This window comes from Eisenbergiella massiliensis, from assembly GCF_003435485.1.
In genome coordinates this window covers 11650-26932 of record NZ_QVLV01000033.1, presented here as the reverse complement: position 1 = coordinate 26932, position 15283 = coordinate 11650, and the positions used below count along the sequence as shown (strand labels likewise).

Sequence of the window (15283 nt, the reverse complement as noted above, 5' to 3'; positions counted from 1 at the left end):
AATGAAAACGGATATTTTGATTATAGGGGCAGGAATTGCAGGAATAACGCTGGCCAGGAGGATGGCAGAAGAAAAAAATTTGAAAGTCCTGCTTGTAGAGCGAAGAAAACATATCGGAGGCTATTGCTTTGATTACCGGGATCCTAATGGAATTTTGGTGCATCGGTACGGCCCACATATTTTCAGGACAGATTCAGAACAGGTATATAATTTTCTGTCAAGGTTTACGGACTGGTATGATTATCAGCACAAGGTTCTGGCAAATGTGGAGGGGAAGTTATATCCCATGCCTATAAACCTGGACACGGTAAACGGATATCTGGGAACAAATTATACAAGTGAAAACGTTGCGGAATACTTTGAAAAGGTAAAGACGTTTCCAAAAGAAATAAATAATGTAAAAGACGCGGTAGAAAGTCAAATCGGTCCCGTTTTTTATAAAGCTTTTTTTGAAAATTATACAAAAAAGCAGTGGGGAGAAGCCCCGGAAAATTTACCTGCAGATATTATAGCAAGGATACCGATTCGTGCAAACAGGGACGATCGTTATTTTACGGCAAAATATCAGGCGATACCTGCGGAAGGATACACAGCCATGATGCAGAGGATGTTGGATCATAAGAATATTAGGGTACTGCTGAACACGGATTATAAAGAAATACAAAATGAAATCGAATGCAGCAAAATTTTTTATTCTGGTTCCATCGATGAATTTTATGATTACAGGTTCGGCAGACTGCCATACAGATGTGTATCATTTAAATTTGAAGAGCTTGGCGTGGAAGAATATCAGCCTGTCGCAGTGGTGAACTATCCCAATAATTACGGATATACAAGGATTACTGAATTTAAGCATTTTGGTAAGGGCAAAACAGAACATACGGTAATTGCGAAAGAATATTCAAGTGATTGTGGAGAACCATCCTATCCGATACCGGTAAAGGATAATTTAAAGTTATACAGGAAATATGAGGGGATAAAACAAGAAAATGTGATATTTATAGGACGTTTGGGCAGATACAGATATTACAGCATGGATCAGATTATAGAGGAACTTTTAAGCATTGCGCTTTAGCTCCGGATGAGGTGGTATCATTTGAACGGATGGAAGCTTGGAATCCGAAACGGGTTGAAAAAATTTTTTTCCCCTCACATTATGGATGACGGTAAAATAATTATCGATTATTATATTCGGATTATAATGTTTTTATATCCCTTGTTTGTTGTAAAGGAAAAATTATTTGGATTTATTTCAGGGCAGGTATTTCTCTTTACGGCGCTGACAGTTGTTACCGCTGCTATTTATCTTATTTTGACAGCTAAGAAACAGGCAGAGTATTCCATCCGTTTTAGTATACCGGATATATGGCTTCTTCTGATTTTTATTGTATTCGTGTGCAGAATCATATATGGTATAATCATTACGGGTGAAATTTCAGAAAACGATATATTTTATATCAGTTTGGCAGCAGCCTATTTTTTGCTGAAAGAGGTCAGGCGCGGTTACGAATATTATGTAAATGTATTTCTTTTTACCGCTTTTTTTGTCTGTCTGAGTTCCCTGTTATACCGGCTGACGGGAACGGAACTGATTCCGCTGGCAGAAACGGCTGTCAGTCAGCCGGAAGGAGTATCTTCTTATATATTGTTAACATCCTGTATGAGTTCGGTTTTTTATTGCATCACGGGAAAACGCTGTCTGAAAAGATTTTATTTTTTAGTGGCGTGGATAAGTTTTATCGCTTTATTTTTAACGGGTGATATTATCAGTATCGGAATTGCGGGCTGTTTTCTGCTGTTCATTCCCATAGTTTTCCCTGCAACGGTCAGATTGATTCAAAGGAATCTGTTATTATGCTTTATGTATGTTTTTATTTCAGGGAATATTCCGGTGCTGCAATATATTACGAAGGCAAAAAGTCCTGTCGATTTCAGCGTTCAGTACAGTATATATCTTTATATCCTGCTGGCTGCTGTTATAATTCCAATCAACAGATATTGGAGGAAAATACCGAAAGAAAAAGATCCTGAGTTGATTATTTTGAAGAAGGCAAAAAGGAAATATATCTGTCTGCTTTTGTTTATTTCCTTTTCGGTAATAAATTGTATGCTGTTTTCCATAAATACAGGAATATTGGTAAAAGCAGAGGAAAAGGGATTTGCCCGATATTCAGGCACAGCTTTTCGGGATTCAATATGCAGTCATGAAAGCTTTTTTTATGCTATGGCTGAACAATATGGACTTGTGGGAATAACAGGGGCTTTATGCCTTGCGGGTGTTTTTTTCTGTTTTTTATATCAAAAATGCCGTAAAGTGAATAAATCAGCCAGAGCCCTGATGCTGTTGGGGCTATTATTTGTAGGTCAATGCTTTTTCTTCCGGATTCAGGTTATGAGTGCGCCTGCATATATAATATTTTTAACCTTTGCAGTGCACTGCAGGCAGGATATCATTGGAGACAGAGCCGTTTCATGATAGAGGGAAAAGTTTATAGAAAGTTTAAGCGCGTCCGATGATTGGGCGGCAGGGAGAAACCATGGAGAAAAATCAGGAAGTTTTAACCCGACCGACTTTTACAATTGTTGGTATTGGGTATGTGGGGCTCAGCAATGCGATTTTGCTTGCACAACATAATAAAGTTTATGCCGTAGATATTGATAAGGAAAAAATAGAAGCCTTAAACAGGGGAGAATCCTTGATAGAGGATAAGGAAATTAAGGAATATTTAAAACAGCGCAGGTTATATCTGACAGCTACAGCAGATGCCGTTTTGGCATATAAGGAGTCCGACTTTGTTGTGATTGCGACTCCCACGAATTATGATCCTGTCCGGAATTATTTTGATACTTCTTCCGTGGAAAAAGTCATTGAAGAAGTATCGGCGGTTAACAAACATGCAGTCATTATTATTAAGTCAACAGTACCTGTGGGTTATACGGAGGGTATAAGAAAAAAATATAATACCACGAATATCATTTTTTGTCCGGAATTTCTCAGGGAAGGTCATGCATTGTATGATAACTTATATCCGTCCCGAATAATTGCAGGAGTCCCGGAGGAAGATGAGGAGATAAACAGGAAAGCCGGCCTGTATGTAAATTTGCTTCAGGAAGGGGCTGTCAAAAAAGATATACCGACATTGATTATCAACCCGACGGAAGCAGAAGCAGTAAAGCTTTTTGCCAATACGTATTTAGCGCTGAGAGTGTGCTTTTTTAATGAGCTGGATACCTATGCAGAAGTCAGAGGATTGAATACAAAACAGATCATAGAGGGCGTGGGCCTGGACCCCAGGATTGGTACCCACTACAACAACCCTTCATTCGGCTACGGCGGCTACTGCCTTCCCAAGGATACCAAGCAGCTCCTGGCCAATTACAGGGACGTGCCGGAAAATATCATAGAAGCTATCGTGGAATCCAACCGCACCCGCAAGGATTTCATCGCGGAGCGTATTCTGGAAAAAGCCGGATTCTACGAGGACGGAAACCGGGAAATACAGACGGCGGGCGGTAAAAATGTAACCATAGGTATCTACCGCCTCACCATGAAAACCGATTCTGATAACTTCCGCCAAAGCTCCATTCAGGGCGTTATGAAACGTTTGAAGGCCAAAGGCGCAACCGTCATTATCTATGAGCCGGCGCTGAAGGCGAAAGAATTTTTCGGTTCCCGGGTCCTGGAGGATTTTAAAGAGTTTACAGAAGAAAGTGACTGCATTGTGGCGAACCGCTATTCCGACGAACTGGCCGGAATATGGGACAAGGTCTACACAAGAGACCTATACCATCGCGATTGACGGTTATCCCCTCGGTTTGCGGCGCCGCCATTATTGCCGCCTGCAGTTTTTCAGCAGCTATTGCAACGGGCGGTTTTGCACATTTTTGACAAATAAATCCCCATATTTGACTGGCGTCTTTTCTGAAACCCGGCTATGATATAATTGTAGTAAAATTGGAGGATTTTCTCCTCCAAATGGTTGCATACAGGAGGGTTAGCAATGGAAGGAACTATGAAAACGGCGGTTATGACAGGGATTTCCCAGGTAGAGATTCAGGAACGTCCCATTCCCGTGCCGGCGGATAATGAGGTGCTGGTAAAAGTGGAGTACGTGGGTATTTGCGGTTCTGATCTGCATTATTATGAATCAGGAAGGATCGGGGATTTTGTCGTGGAACCGCCTTTTGTACTGGGACATGAAGCGGGCGGCACCGTAGTGGAGACAGGCGCGGGCGTCACGGACTTAAAGGTGGGCGACAGGGTGGCTCTGGAGCCGGGAAAGACCTGTGGTCATTGTGAGCATTGTAAGGAAGGAAAATATAATCTGTGCGAGGATGTGATTTTCTTTGCCACACCGCCTGTGGACGGTGTATTTCAGGAATATGTGGCGCATGAAGCAGGGCTTTGCTTTAAGCTGCCGGAGAATGTGAGCACCATGGAGGGCGCTTTGATTGAGCCTCTTGCAGTAGGCATGCATGCGGCGAACCAGGGAGGCGCACATCTGGGCCAGACTGCGGTTGTGACCGGAGCGGGCTGTATCGGTCTGTGTACGCTGCTTTCCCTGCGCGCTATGGGCGTTTCCAAAATCATTGTGGTGGATGTGATGCAGAAGCGTCTGGATAAGGCGCTGGAGCTGGGCGCGGACTATGTGATTAACGGAAAAGAAGAGGATGCGGTGGAACGGATCAGGGAACTGACCGGAGGAAAAGGCGCAGACCTGGGAATCGAGACGGCGGGCAGCCAGATTACCGCGTCCCAGCTGATCCGTGCGGCTAAAAAAGGCGCTGTTATCGTATTTGTTGGCTACAGCGCAACAGGTGAGATGACCCTGCCCATCGGTATGGCGCTGGATAAGGAACTGACCTTTAAGACCGTATTCCGTTACCGGAATATTTACCCTATGGCCATTGAAGCCGTGGCAGGAGGCAAAATCCGTATCAAGGACATCGTTACAGATTACTTTGAGCTGGACGACATAAAAAATGCACTGGATTCCTGTGTACATAACAAAGCGGATATTGTAAAGGGCGTTATTAAGGTCTGCTGATATTTGCCGCAAATATAAAATGAACAGGGCGATGTTCCTCAAAAGGAAGCATCGCCCTGTTATCGTTTCATATTATCGCTTCATATTATCGTTTTATATTTATCGCTTCTATTATCGTTTTTATTATTGCTTCATACTATGATTCGTCAAAGCTTACCTTTTCCCCATTCACCAGGAATCTCTCTTCAAATTCCTCAGCAGGCATGGGCTTATAGTATACATAGCCCTGCACATAATCGCAGCCAAGTTCCCTGAGAAAATCTACATACCCCCTGGTCTCCACGCCTTCGGCGACGGATTTCATATGCAGGGCCTGAGCGGTCTTAAGGATATTGCGGATAATTATTTGCTCCCGGGTATCATTTTCATTCATGAAAAGAGAACGGTCAATTTTGAGGGTGGAAAGGTCCACATTCGTCAGGACGCTGAAGGAAGAGTAACCGCTTCCGAAATCATCCAGCGAGCAGGAAAAGCCGAAATCCTTTATTTCCGTTACGACCCTTTTTACCCGTTCCACCTGGTTGAGGACGATGCTTTCCAGCAGCTCGAATTCAATGCAGTCCTTGGGACAAGGGTCTTTGGCGTAAACCTTCTGGTAATCTTTAAAGAAATAGATGTATTCAAAGGCACAGCGCGACAGGTTGACGCTGATACAGATTTTGCGGCCGTATTTTTCCTTCCATTGGTTTATCAGCCGGCAGACCTTGCCGAACAGGTAGAGATCCACTTCCTCTATCAGGCCGTTTTCTTCCAGGCTGGGGAGAAAATCACCCACCGGGATCATTCCCTTTTCCGGATCGATCCAGCGTACAAGCGCTTCGGCGCGGGTAATCTCCCCGGTCCTTAAATCCACCTTTGGCTGCAGGTAAAGCTTTATATGCCCGGCCTCAATGGCAGGCAGGAGGTTCTGCGCCAAATCAAAGGCGAGCAGGTTGTTGTCCCGATAGGTCACTCCGTATACTTCAAAGTGGGAATTGCGGTAAGGGCTTTGCGGACATTCGTTCCGGCAGATATCCGCATTGTACTGTGCGGTATAGAAATCCACGGGTTCCTCAGGAAGCGGGAAAATTCCCAGCCCGGAAAAAATTTTACCCTGGAAGGGTTCATAGGGCATGTCCCTGACAATCCGGTTCATTTCTATCACCCGGGCGAAAAGGGCATCATAATCGTCGGGAAAACGCATGAGGATATTGTAATAGTCCAGGTAGATCCGGGCAATGTATTCGCCGTCCTCCAGCCAGTCCTCTAAAACCTCATATACTTTTTCAATCAGAAGGTCTCCTGTTTCGCGGTCATAGAGACGGTTAAAAATACGGAAGCGTTTAATCTTCAGGCTGACCAGTGCGTAACCGGGGATGCGGGATTGGCATACTTGATTATATTTATCCATGAGCCAGGGCTCGTTTTTCATATCCTTCATTGTTTTTTCCAATTCTGAAATAAGGGTGCGGTGTCATGGCCGATTTTTATTCCCGCGAGCAACGAGCCAAGTAGCCATGCTTGCATGGATATTTGGCGACTGCCGCGAGGGTCAAATACCCCGCTGCTCTACAGCGCTGCAAATTTGATACCCCATTGCTTGCAGCGGGGTATTTGATTTCTATAACAAGTATTCTAGCATATTCCGTATCGGAATTATAGTGATAATTCTGCGAATTTTTATCTTAATCTGCCTTAGCGAAATTCTGCCGGAATCCTTGACTCTTCCCTGCAAAAAGGCTATGATTAGCATATAGACATAAGGAAAAACATGGTTCCCGTAAACAGCGTTTCAATGATGGAAAAGAGGTTGAGGATTATGATGGGAACAATTTTTGTTTTGTTGGACGGCGTTTTTCTTTTGTTGCTTTTTGCCTGGCTGGTAAGGGAGACGGAGGCGGGAAAAGGCTTTTGGAGTAAGGCATATCACATGCTGTTGCTTTCTCTGATGAAGGTGGATATTGCCATGGCTCAGGGAATGGAGTATGTCCGCATCAGCCTTTCACATATATTCAAAAGCTACCGGTACAATACCATCGGCGCACAGCGTATCCTTCAGAAGGAGCAGCGGTTCAGGGAGTTTAAGCAGGAGCTGCACGGCGGCCAGGAGGTTTATAAGAAGAAAGAAAAGTATAACAGAAAGATTCTGGAATAGATATAATCAGGTTGCGGCGTATCGCCGCAGAAAAGAAAGTTACGGCAGGCCGCGGAATCCATCCGCGGCCTTTCTTCGTGTCTGAAAATGGCGGGATGTACAGGGATGCTGCCGCCGTTTTTTTCTGCAGGGTTATTTTATATTTTTATCAGGAAGGGTAATAGTTTATGATTTATGTCAGTACATGATTTCGGGGAGACGGCGCATACTAATTTTGTGAAAATGAAGCGGCTGCCCGGCAGAAACTGTTAAGGTGCCGGACAGTTACAGAATCAGTATGCCGGATGCAATGTGGCGTGAGTGTCCGGGGGAAGCAGGGGAAAGTGAAAGAGATATCATTTGATGCCGTTTATTATGAACCTGAGAGTCTGAATTATGAGCTGGGGAGGCAGTTGGAGGAGAAATTTGCGGGGGTGCCCTGGATACCGATTGAGAGCCATAATTCTATAAAGGAGATGCAGGAGAAGCCGAATTCGGAATTTGGGCGTATGAAAAGAAATCTGATCGTGGGAATCCGAAAGACACATAAATATACGGAAAATCATAAGGTTTCGGATTATCTGGTGCCTTATACGTCTTCGGGGTGTACTGCCATGTGCCTTTATTGTTATCTTGTGTGTAATTATAATAAATGCGCGTATCTGAGGCTGTTTGTAAACCGGGAGAGCATGCTGGACCGGATTATCAGGCGGTCGGCAAAGGAGCCGGGGCGGACTTATGAAATCGGCAGCAACAGTGATCTGGTGCTGGAAAATACGATAACAGGAAATCTGCTTTATACGATTCCCCGGTTTGCCAGGGAGGGGGAGGGGTTCCTGACTTTTCCCAGCAAGTTTCATATGGTTGACCCGCTTTTGGCGCTGGAGCATAGAGGAAAAATAATCTTCAGGATGAGTGTGAATCCGCAGGAAATTATCAGCCGGATTGAACTGGGAACCTCTTCCCTGAAGGAGCGGATCGGGGCGGTAAACCGTATGTGTGAAGCCGGTTATCCCTGCGGGCTGCTGATTGCGCCGGTGATTCTGGTGGAGGGCTGGAAGGGGCTGTATACTGGACTTTTGGAGGAGCTCGCACAGAGCCTTTCCCCTAAAATGAAAAAGGAAATGTTCCTGGAGATAATTCTTATGACATACAGCTATGTGCATCGGGCAATTAATGGGGATGCTTTTCCCAAGGCGCCGGATTTGTATCAGCAGGAGCTGATGACTGGGCGGGGCAGGGGGAGGTATTGTTACCGTCCTGAGGCCAGGGCTGAGGCGGAAGAGTTTCTCCGGAGGGAAATCAGAAGGGTTCTGGGGGATACGCCGATTCTTTATATCAGCTGAATCGGGGCAGCTTAAGCCTGTGAATTGCCATAGCTATCAGGAAAGATTTATCATTTATGGTGCGCAGGGGCTGTTGCGTTATAACGGAAAGAGGAATATAATAGGATTTAGATAAATCATACTAAAAAGGTAGGAATTATCTGAATCCTATCTTTTTGCAGTCCTGTATGGTGGTGAATGACAAAAAGATTTTGAAATTCTTATGAAAGGAGAATATTTGAATATGAAAAAACTGGAAATTGAAAAAGTAACCGGCCGTGAAATTATTGATTCCAGGGGCAATCCCACAGTGGAGGCTGAGGTAACGCTGGCCTGCGGCGCTATGGGGCGCGCAGCGGCCCCCAGCGGCGCATCCACCGGAGAGTTTGAGGCGCTGGAGCTGAGGGACGGCGACAAGGGCCGTTTCGGCGGAAAAGGTGTGACCAGGGCGGTACATAATATCAATACTGTGATTCGCGACACGCTGAAGGGAATGGACGCTTCCGATACCTATGGCGTGGATAAGGCTATGATTGACGCAGATGGAAGCGAGGATAAATCCAATCTGGGCGCCAATGCGATCCTGGCGGTATCCATCGCCTGTGCGAGAGCGGCTGCCGCAGCCCTGGAGCTGCCGCTGTATCGTTTCCTGGGCGGCGTTTCAGGCAACCGGCTGCCTGTTCCGATGATGAATATCTTAAACGGCGGCGCGCATGCGGCGAATACGGTGGATGTACAGGAGTTCATGATCATGCCTGTGGGGGCGGAAAGCTTCCGGGAAGGCCTGCGTTGGTGCACGGAGGTGTTTCATGCGCTGGCAGCGCTTTTGAAGTCCCGCGGGCTTGCAACTTCCGTAGGCGATGAGGGTGGCTTTGCGCCGAATCTGTCCAGTGATGAAGAAGCGATTCAGTTAATACTGGAGGCGGTACGGAAAGCCGGCTATGAGCCTGGAAAGGATTTTGTCCTTGCCATGGACGCGGCGTCAAGCGAATGGAAGGGAGAAAAGAAAGGGGAATACCTGCTCCCCAAGAGCGGGAAGAAATTTACCTCCGGGCAGCTTGTGGCTCACTGGAAAGCGCTTTGCGAGAAGTATCCCATCTATTCCATAGAAGACGGTCTGGACGAGGAGGACTGGGAAGGCTGGCAGATGATGACAAAGGAGCTGGGGGACAGGGTACAGCTGGTAGGAGACGACCTTTTTGTTACCAATACACTGCGTCTTGGCAAAGGTATTTCCCTGGGCTGCGGCAATTCCATCCTGATCAAGCTCAATCAGATCGGAAGCGTTTCCGAGACTCTGGAAGCGGTTAAAATGGCCCATAACGCGGGTTATACTGCAATTGTATCCCACCGCTCCGGCGAAACGGAGGATACTACCATTGCAGACCTGGCGGTTGCACTGAATACCTGCCAGATCAAGACCGGCGCGCCCAGCAGATCGGAGCGCGTGGCAAAGTATAACCAGCTGCTTCGAATCGAAGAAGAACTGGGAAACAGCGCGGTTTATCCCGGCGCAAAGGCATTTCATATAAAAGAAAGACGGTGACAGTTTCAAGCTGCATCGGGATACTGTGGAAACGGGCGGCAGAAATGCGGCCCGTTTCCGCCTTTTGGGATGGATTCTGGCATTCCTGAATCACTTTCTTGCGGTCTGCGCGGCGGCCTGCGTGGTAAATGGGAAGAGCGGACGTATCTGTACTGAAAAAGACCAGAATTCTTTCAGAAAATATGTCAGATCGTTAAAATTATGTGCAAGATATCAAAAAAGATGATACAATGGAAGAATACTTGATGGAGTAAAAGCCCTGTCAGGTGTTTTTTGATGGGGGAAAGGAGCATATCATGGGAGAGAAGGGAGCTGAACCGGCGGAGAATTTCCGGCCGGATCAGCAGAAAGTGCGATGCTATGTCGGAGTGGGGGCTTCCGCAGGAGGTGTGGAGGCTTTACAGGAGTTATTTCAGAATATGCCGGTGGACACAGGGGCGTCTTTTATTGTTGTCCAGCATCTGTCACCGGATGCCGTGAGCCTGATGGATAAGATACTGCAGAAATCCTCCAAACTGCCGGTGCAGCTGGCTGAAGAGGGAGCAGAACCCAAGCCGAATCACATTTACTTAAATCATCCGGGAAAAACATTGACCATAAAGGAAGGACGGTTCCATCTGGAATCGGTCCATGACCGGAACCAGCTTTACCTGCCCATTAATCTGCTGTTTCAATCACTGGCTTCGGTAAGCGATGTGCATGCCGTGGCTATTATTCTGTCAGGAAGCGGCTCAGACGGAGCCATCGGGATTGGATCTGTCAAAGAAAACGGCGGGCTTGTAATTGTCCAGAAGCCGAGCGAGGCCCAGTATGCATCCATGCCGCAGAGCGCCATTTCCACAGGTATGGTGGATTTGACCCTGAATGTGTCGAAAATCGGCTCTTCACTGAGGGAATATCTGAAAAATCCCCACATTCAGTCCATGCACCAGGATGAGCTGGAGCATATGGAACTGGCTGAGGATTATTCCTGTATACTCAATGCCATCAGCCTGTATTCGGATATTGATTTTACCATTTATAAGACGAATACGATTTACAGAAGGATCGAGCGGCGTATTGCCCTCAATAAATTCCATGGGATGGGAGAGTATCTGGACTATCTTCTCTCCACGGAGGAGGAGCGGGCACAGCTATACAGGGATCTGCTCATCGGAGTGACCTCTTTTTTCCGGGATGAGGAAGCGTTCCGCCATTTGGGAGAGAATGTAATTATCCCGATCTTAAAGAAAAAGAAAGCGATCCGTGTGTGGAGCATCGCCTGTTCCACGGGCGAGGAGGCGTATTCCCTGGCAATCCTGCTCTGCGAATGCATGGAATTCCTGCATATTTCCGCAGACGTCAAGATATTTGCCACGGACGTGGATCAGAATGCAATAGCCACGGCGCAGAAGGGAATATATTCGGAAAGCCTTCTGGAAAACATGGATCAGGCAATGCTGGATCAGTATTTCGAGCATACCAGCGGCGGTTATCTGGTCGGTGAAAAAATCCGTAAAATGATAGTTTTCGCAAAGCATAATATTTTCAGGGATGCTCCTTTTTCCAAGCTGGATCTGATTGTCTGCCGGAATATGTTCATTTATGTGAAGCCGGAGATGCAGCAGAAGGCGCTGGCGGCATTTTATCAGCTTCTGGCAGAGGACGGTTATGTGTTTTTGGGCAGCAGTGAATCCATGGGTGATATGGACGAGGCCTACAATCTGCTGGACAAGAAATGGAAGATTTATTCCAAAAACAAGAACTATGCAAAGAAAGATATTTCCATGTACCCTGCGTTGAATATGAGCGGGAACTTTTTAACGCATCAGCCGGAACGGAGCAAGAGGGAGCGCAGTGTGCAAAACGGCCTGCGTTCTACAGGCATTTCCGAGAAGCTGCTGTTTGCCATGGCGGGACCATCGGTGCTGCTGAATGAGGACTGTAAGGTCGTACAGGTAATCCAGGGCGGCGGACAGTATATGAGGATGCAGGACGGACAGTTTGACGGAGGGCTTAATTCTTTTTTCTCCCCCAGCCTGGCTGCCTTTATCAATAGTATGCTGCTGGATTCCCGGAAGATATCGGACGGCATCGTGGAAAGGCGGGCTACCGGCCTGTCGGATTATCCCAATGAAATCCTGTGCGTTAAGGTGCGCTATTTTAATCTGACAGAAGGGGAATATTATCTGGTACAGATCAAGGCGGAGGAAAAGCCGAAGAAGGTGGATAACCTGCTGGATCTGCGGGAACTGAAGGACAGCCGGATCCAGGCGCTGGAGACCGCGCTGAATGAGAGCAACTGGAACCTGAAGCTGGCGGTGGAGGAATCTGAGTCCCGCAATGAAGAGCTGCAGGCCACCAATGAGGAGCTGCTGGCATCCAATGAGGAACTGCAGAGCACCAATGAAGAGATGCAGTCGGTCAATGAAGAGCTTTATACGATAAATGCCGAATATCAGAATAAAATCGTAGAGCTGACCACTGCCAATGCTGACTTTGATAACCTTCTGCTCAATGCGGATGTGGGCGCGTTGTATGTGGATGAAAAGATGCACATCCGTAAAATTACGCCCATTATGCTCCAGCATACGAATCTGCGGATTACGGATTTGGAACGTCCGGTGAACCAGATTAATTTTCTGGATTCCTATCCCGACTTCAGGCAGGATGTAACCGATGTGTCAAGACAGGGAAAAATTGTGGAGAAGGAGATTACGGATCAGAATAACGTAATCTGGCTGGTGCGGATCCGTCCGTATTTTGACCATGCTCATACCCCCAAGGGAGTTCTGGTATCCATGTTTGACATTACCAAGCGTCTGGAGGCGGCCAAGTTCGACCTGAAGCATCTGACGGACAGCGTCCCGGGCGGCGTGCTCCGTCTGAGATTTGACGATATACTGGTAATAGAATATGCAAATGACAGCTTTTTTGACCTAATCGGTTATTCAGCAGAGGAAATGCGCCTGGATTTACATAATCGTTTCGATAACCTCCTTCACGCCTCGGACTGGGTGGAATTAAAGGACGAAATCCGGATGGCTGTTTCAGACGGCAGGCTTCTTAAGGCGGAATGCCGCCTGTGGCAGAAGGATGGGATGAGCCGCTGGTGTTCCATGCAGGCTGTGGTATTCCGGCAGGAGCATCACATTGAACTGCAGTGTATTGTTACGGATATTTCTCTGATTAAGGAGTATGAAGAACAGCTTAAGAAGGAACGTGATTATTATAATAAGCTGTACCAGAACGTGGTCTGCGGAATAGTGCAGTATGAAATAGAGGATAACACACTGCGCTGTTATAATGCCAACAGCGAGGCGCTCCAGATGCTGGGATATGAATCCATGGAGGAGTTCCGCAGGCAGACGGCGCAGACGCTTCCCGAGGTATCTGTTTCTGAGGATGCGGATTATATTCGGCGCACGCTTCTTTCACTGAAAAAAGAAGGGGAGTGCGTTAAATTTGAACACCGGGTTTATACAAAGCATGACGGTGTACGCTGGGTAACGGGAGTGGCGAAGGTAATCATCACGCCGGACGGAAAGACGCTGATTCAGAGTACCTTTATGGATACCACGGAAAGAAAGCGTGCGCTGCAGCAGGTAGAGGCGGAGCGCGACAGGTATGACAGACTCTATAAGCTGCTGTATAATACGGCGGTTTGCGGAATCGTTCAGGTGGATATCAGAAGTAATAAAATCCTGAGCATTAACCGGATTGCGCTTGATGTTCTGGATGAAAAAAATGAAGCGGATATCGAAAAGCAGCTGTTTAATGAGAAGCCGCAGGACGAACACCAGAATTGTCTGGCAAAGATCGGCGCCTTCATGCATTCCCTGGGCAAGCCGGGGGAACAGAGGGAGGTTCGTTTCAACCTGACGAAGAAGGACGGAGGCTCCACTACCATCGAGGGAACCGCCAACTGGATTATGGAGGATAAAAGCGCTGCCATCGTCCAGTTTACCTTCCTTGATGTGACGGAACGGGAACGTCTGAAGGAAGCGCAGATGGAGCTGGCGGTCGCGATCCAGTCCAATGCGGCTAAAACAGGGTTCCTGTCAAAGATGAGCCATGAGATCCGCACGCCTATGAACGGTATTATGGGTATGATCGATATAGCGAGGCTGAATCTGGACGACAAAGACAAAATTACGGACTGTCTGGATAAAATGAAGCTTTCCATGCAGCACCTGCAGATGCTGGTGAATGATGTGCTGGATATGTCCAAGATTGAGAGCGGGAAGATGGAATGCCGGGAGACTGCCTTTGATCTGCGTTCGCTGTTGGAGGAAATCATCAGCGAATACAGCTTCTCCGCTTCCAGGAGCGGGGTCGGCCTGACACGGGCTATCAGCATCCGGCATTCCGGCGTGGTTTCAGATCCGGTTTTCCTGCGGGAAATTTTGGGCAACCTGCTGAGCAATGCCATTAAGTTTACCCAGTCCATGGGGATGGTGGTGCTGATTGCGGAGGAGACGCCCGGGGACGACGAACAGGCGGAATTCACGTTCCGTGTCAAAGATTCGGGCTGCGGCATCAGTGAGGATAACCAGGATGTGATTTTTGAAGCGTTCGAACAGGGAGACGGGGAAAATATCAGTAAAGTGCCCGGCACAGGGCTGGGGCTTGCTATCTGCAAGAATCTGGTGGAGCTGCTGGGAGGCACCCTCCAGATAGAAAGCCAGGTGGGGGCCGGTTCGGAATTTTATTTTACCATTCCCATGAAATTATCCGAGTGCCGGGAAAATGAGGAACCAAAGGATCAGGCAGAGGCGCAGGAAGGCGTTTCCTATAAAGAAAAAAGAATCCTTTTGGCGGAGGACAATGATCTCAACGCGGAGATTGCCCAGACACTGCTGGGCAGCTACGATTTTCAGGTGGAACGCAGGAAGAACGGAAAGGAAGCGCTGAAGAGCTATCTGAAAAGGCCGGTTGGGTATTATGATTTGATTCTGATGGATATCCAGATGCCTGTAATGGACGGTCTTACGGCTGCCAGGGAAATCAGAAAGAGCGGTAAAAAGGGCGCGCAGGAAATCCCCATTATCGCCATGAGCGCCAACGCATTCAAGGAGGATGTGGAACGCTCCCTCAATGCAGGGATGAACGCCCATACCACCAAGCCTATTGAGATTGAAAAGCTGGTTAAGCTTTTAAGCGAGTATCTGTCAAAGGCGAAAACCCGGTAAGCTTCCCATGAGGGCGTGCCGTAAATGAAAACAGGAGATCAAAAGGTATTTATCTGATATGAAAAATACGGCGGCTATGC

At 47.2% G+C, this 15283-nt stretch carries 8 protein-coding genes; 7 read left to right on the top strand and 1 reads right to left on the bottom strand.

Annotation, left to right across the window (positions count from 1 at the left end; genetic code table 11):
- Nucleotide 1: 1 nt before the first annotated feature.
- The 3 genes from glf (at nt 2) to DXC51_RS26780 (ending at nt 5048) form a co-directional block, all read left to right on the top strand.
- On the top strand, nt 2-1075 hold the full coding sequence (gene glf / locus DXC51_RS26795) for a UDP-galactopyranose mutase (RefSeq protein WP_117545774.1): 1074 nt from the start codon (nt 2-4) through the stop codon (nt 1073-1075).
- A gap of 1462 nt (nt 1076-2537) precedes the next feature.
- Nucleotides 2538-3800 carry a nucleotide sugar dehydrogenase gene (locus tag DXC51_RS26785; RefSeq protein WP_117545772.1) on the top strand — a complete coding sequence of 421 codons (1263 nt, stop codon included), beginning with the start codon at nt 2538-2540 and terminating at the stop codon, nt 3798-3800.
- A gap of 201 nt (nt 3801-4001) precedes the next feature.
- Complete coding sequence (locus tag DXC51_RS26780; RefSeq protein WP_021637400.1) at nt 4002-5048, top strand: NAD(P)-dependent alcohol dehydrogenase; 1047 nt, start codon at nt 4002-4004, stop codon at nt 5046-5048.
- A gap of 136 nt (nt 5049-5184) precedes the next feature.
- On the opposite strand, the gene DXC51_RS26775 is transcribed toward DXC51_RS26780, so the two are convergent.
- Nucleotides 5185-6468: an EAL domain-containing protein gene (locus DXC51_RS26775; protein ID WP_117545771.1), complete on the bottom strand. Its 1284-nt coding sequence runs from the start codon at nt 6466-6468 to the stop codon at nt 5185-5187.
- Between the two features lie 378 nt (nt 6469-6846).
- Between DXC51_RS26775 and DXC51_RS26770 the strand changes: the two genes are divergently transcribed.
- The 4 genes from DXC51_RS26770 to DXC51_RS26750 all read left to right on the top strand — a co-directional run bounded on the left by DXC51_RS26770 (nt 6847) and on the right by DXC51_RS26750 (nt 15203).
- A complete protein-coding gene (locus DXC51_RS26770) occupies nt 6847-7182 on the top strand; it encodes a hypothetical protein (RefSeq protein ID WP_147332412.1) in 336 nt (111 codons plus the stop codon).
- A 332-nt stretch (nt 7183-7514) separates the two neighbouring features.
- Complete coding sequence (locus DXC51_RS26765) at nt 7515-8507, top strand: SPL family radical SAM protein (RefSeq protein WP_117545795.1); 993 nt, start codon at nt 7515-7517, stop codon at nt 8505-8507.
- 223 nt (nt 8508-8730) lie between these two features.
- On the top strand, nt 8731-10032 hold the full coding sequence (gene eno, locus DXC51_RS26760) for a phosphopyruvate hydratase (RefSeq protein WP_117545769.1): 1302 nt from the start codon (nt 8731-8733) through the stop codon (nt 10030-10032).
- A 296-nt stretch (nt 10033-10328) separates the two neighbouring features.
- Entirely contained in the window at nt 10329-15203 is a 4875-nt protein-coding gene (locus tag DXC51_RS26750; RefSeq protein WP_117545767.1) for a CheR family methyltransferase, read from the top strand.
- Nucleotides 15204-15283 lie beyond the last annotated feature (80 nt).

Bases quoted from the DNA above. Each gene is read 5' to 3' on its own strand.
- glf (WP_117545774.1), top strand. From the start codon at position 2: ATGAAAACGGATATTTTGATTATAGGGGCAGGAATTGCAGGAATAACG.
- DXC51_RS26785 (WP_117545772.1), top strand. From the start codon at position 2,538: ATGGAGAAAAATCAGGAAGTTTTAACCCGACCGACTTTTACAATTGTT.
- DXC51_RS26780 (WP_021637400.1), top strand. From the start codon at position 4,002: ATGGAAGGAACTATGAAAACGGCGGTTATGACAGGGATTTCCCAGGTA.
- DXC51_RS26775 (WP_117545771.1), bottom strand. From the start codon at position 6,468: ATGAAGGATATGAAAAACGAGCCCTGGCTCATGGATAAATATAATCAA.
- DXC51_RS26770 (WP_147332412.1), top strand. From the start codon at position 6,847: ATGATGGGAACAATTTTTGTTTTGTTGGACGGCGTTTTTCTTTTGTTG.
- eno (WP_117545769.1), top strand. From the start codon at position 8,731: ATGAAAAAACTGGAAATTGAAAAAGTAACCGGCCGTGAAATTATTGAT.
- DXC51_RS26750 (WP_117545767.1), top strand. From the start codon at position 10,329: ATGGGAGAGAAGGGAGCTGAACCGGCGGAGAATTTCCGGCCGGATCAG.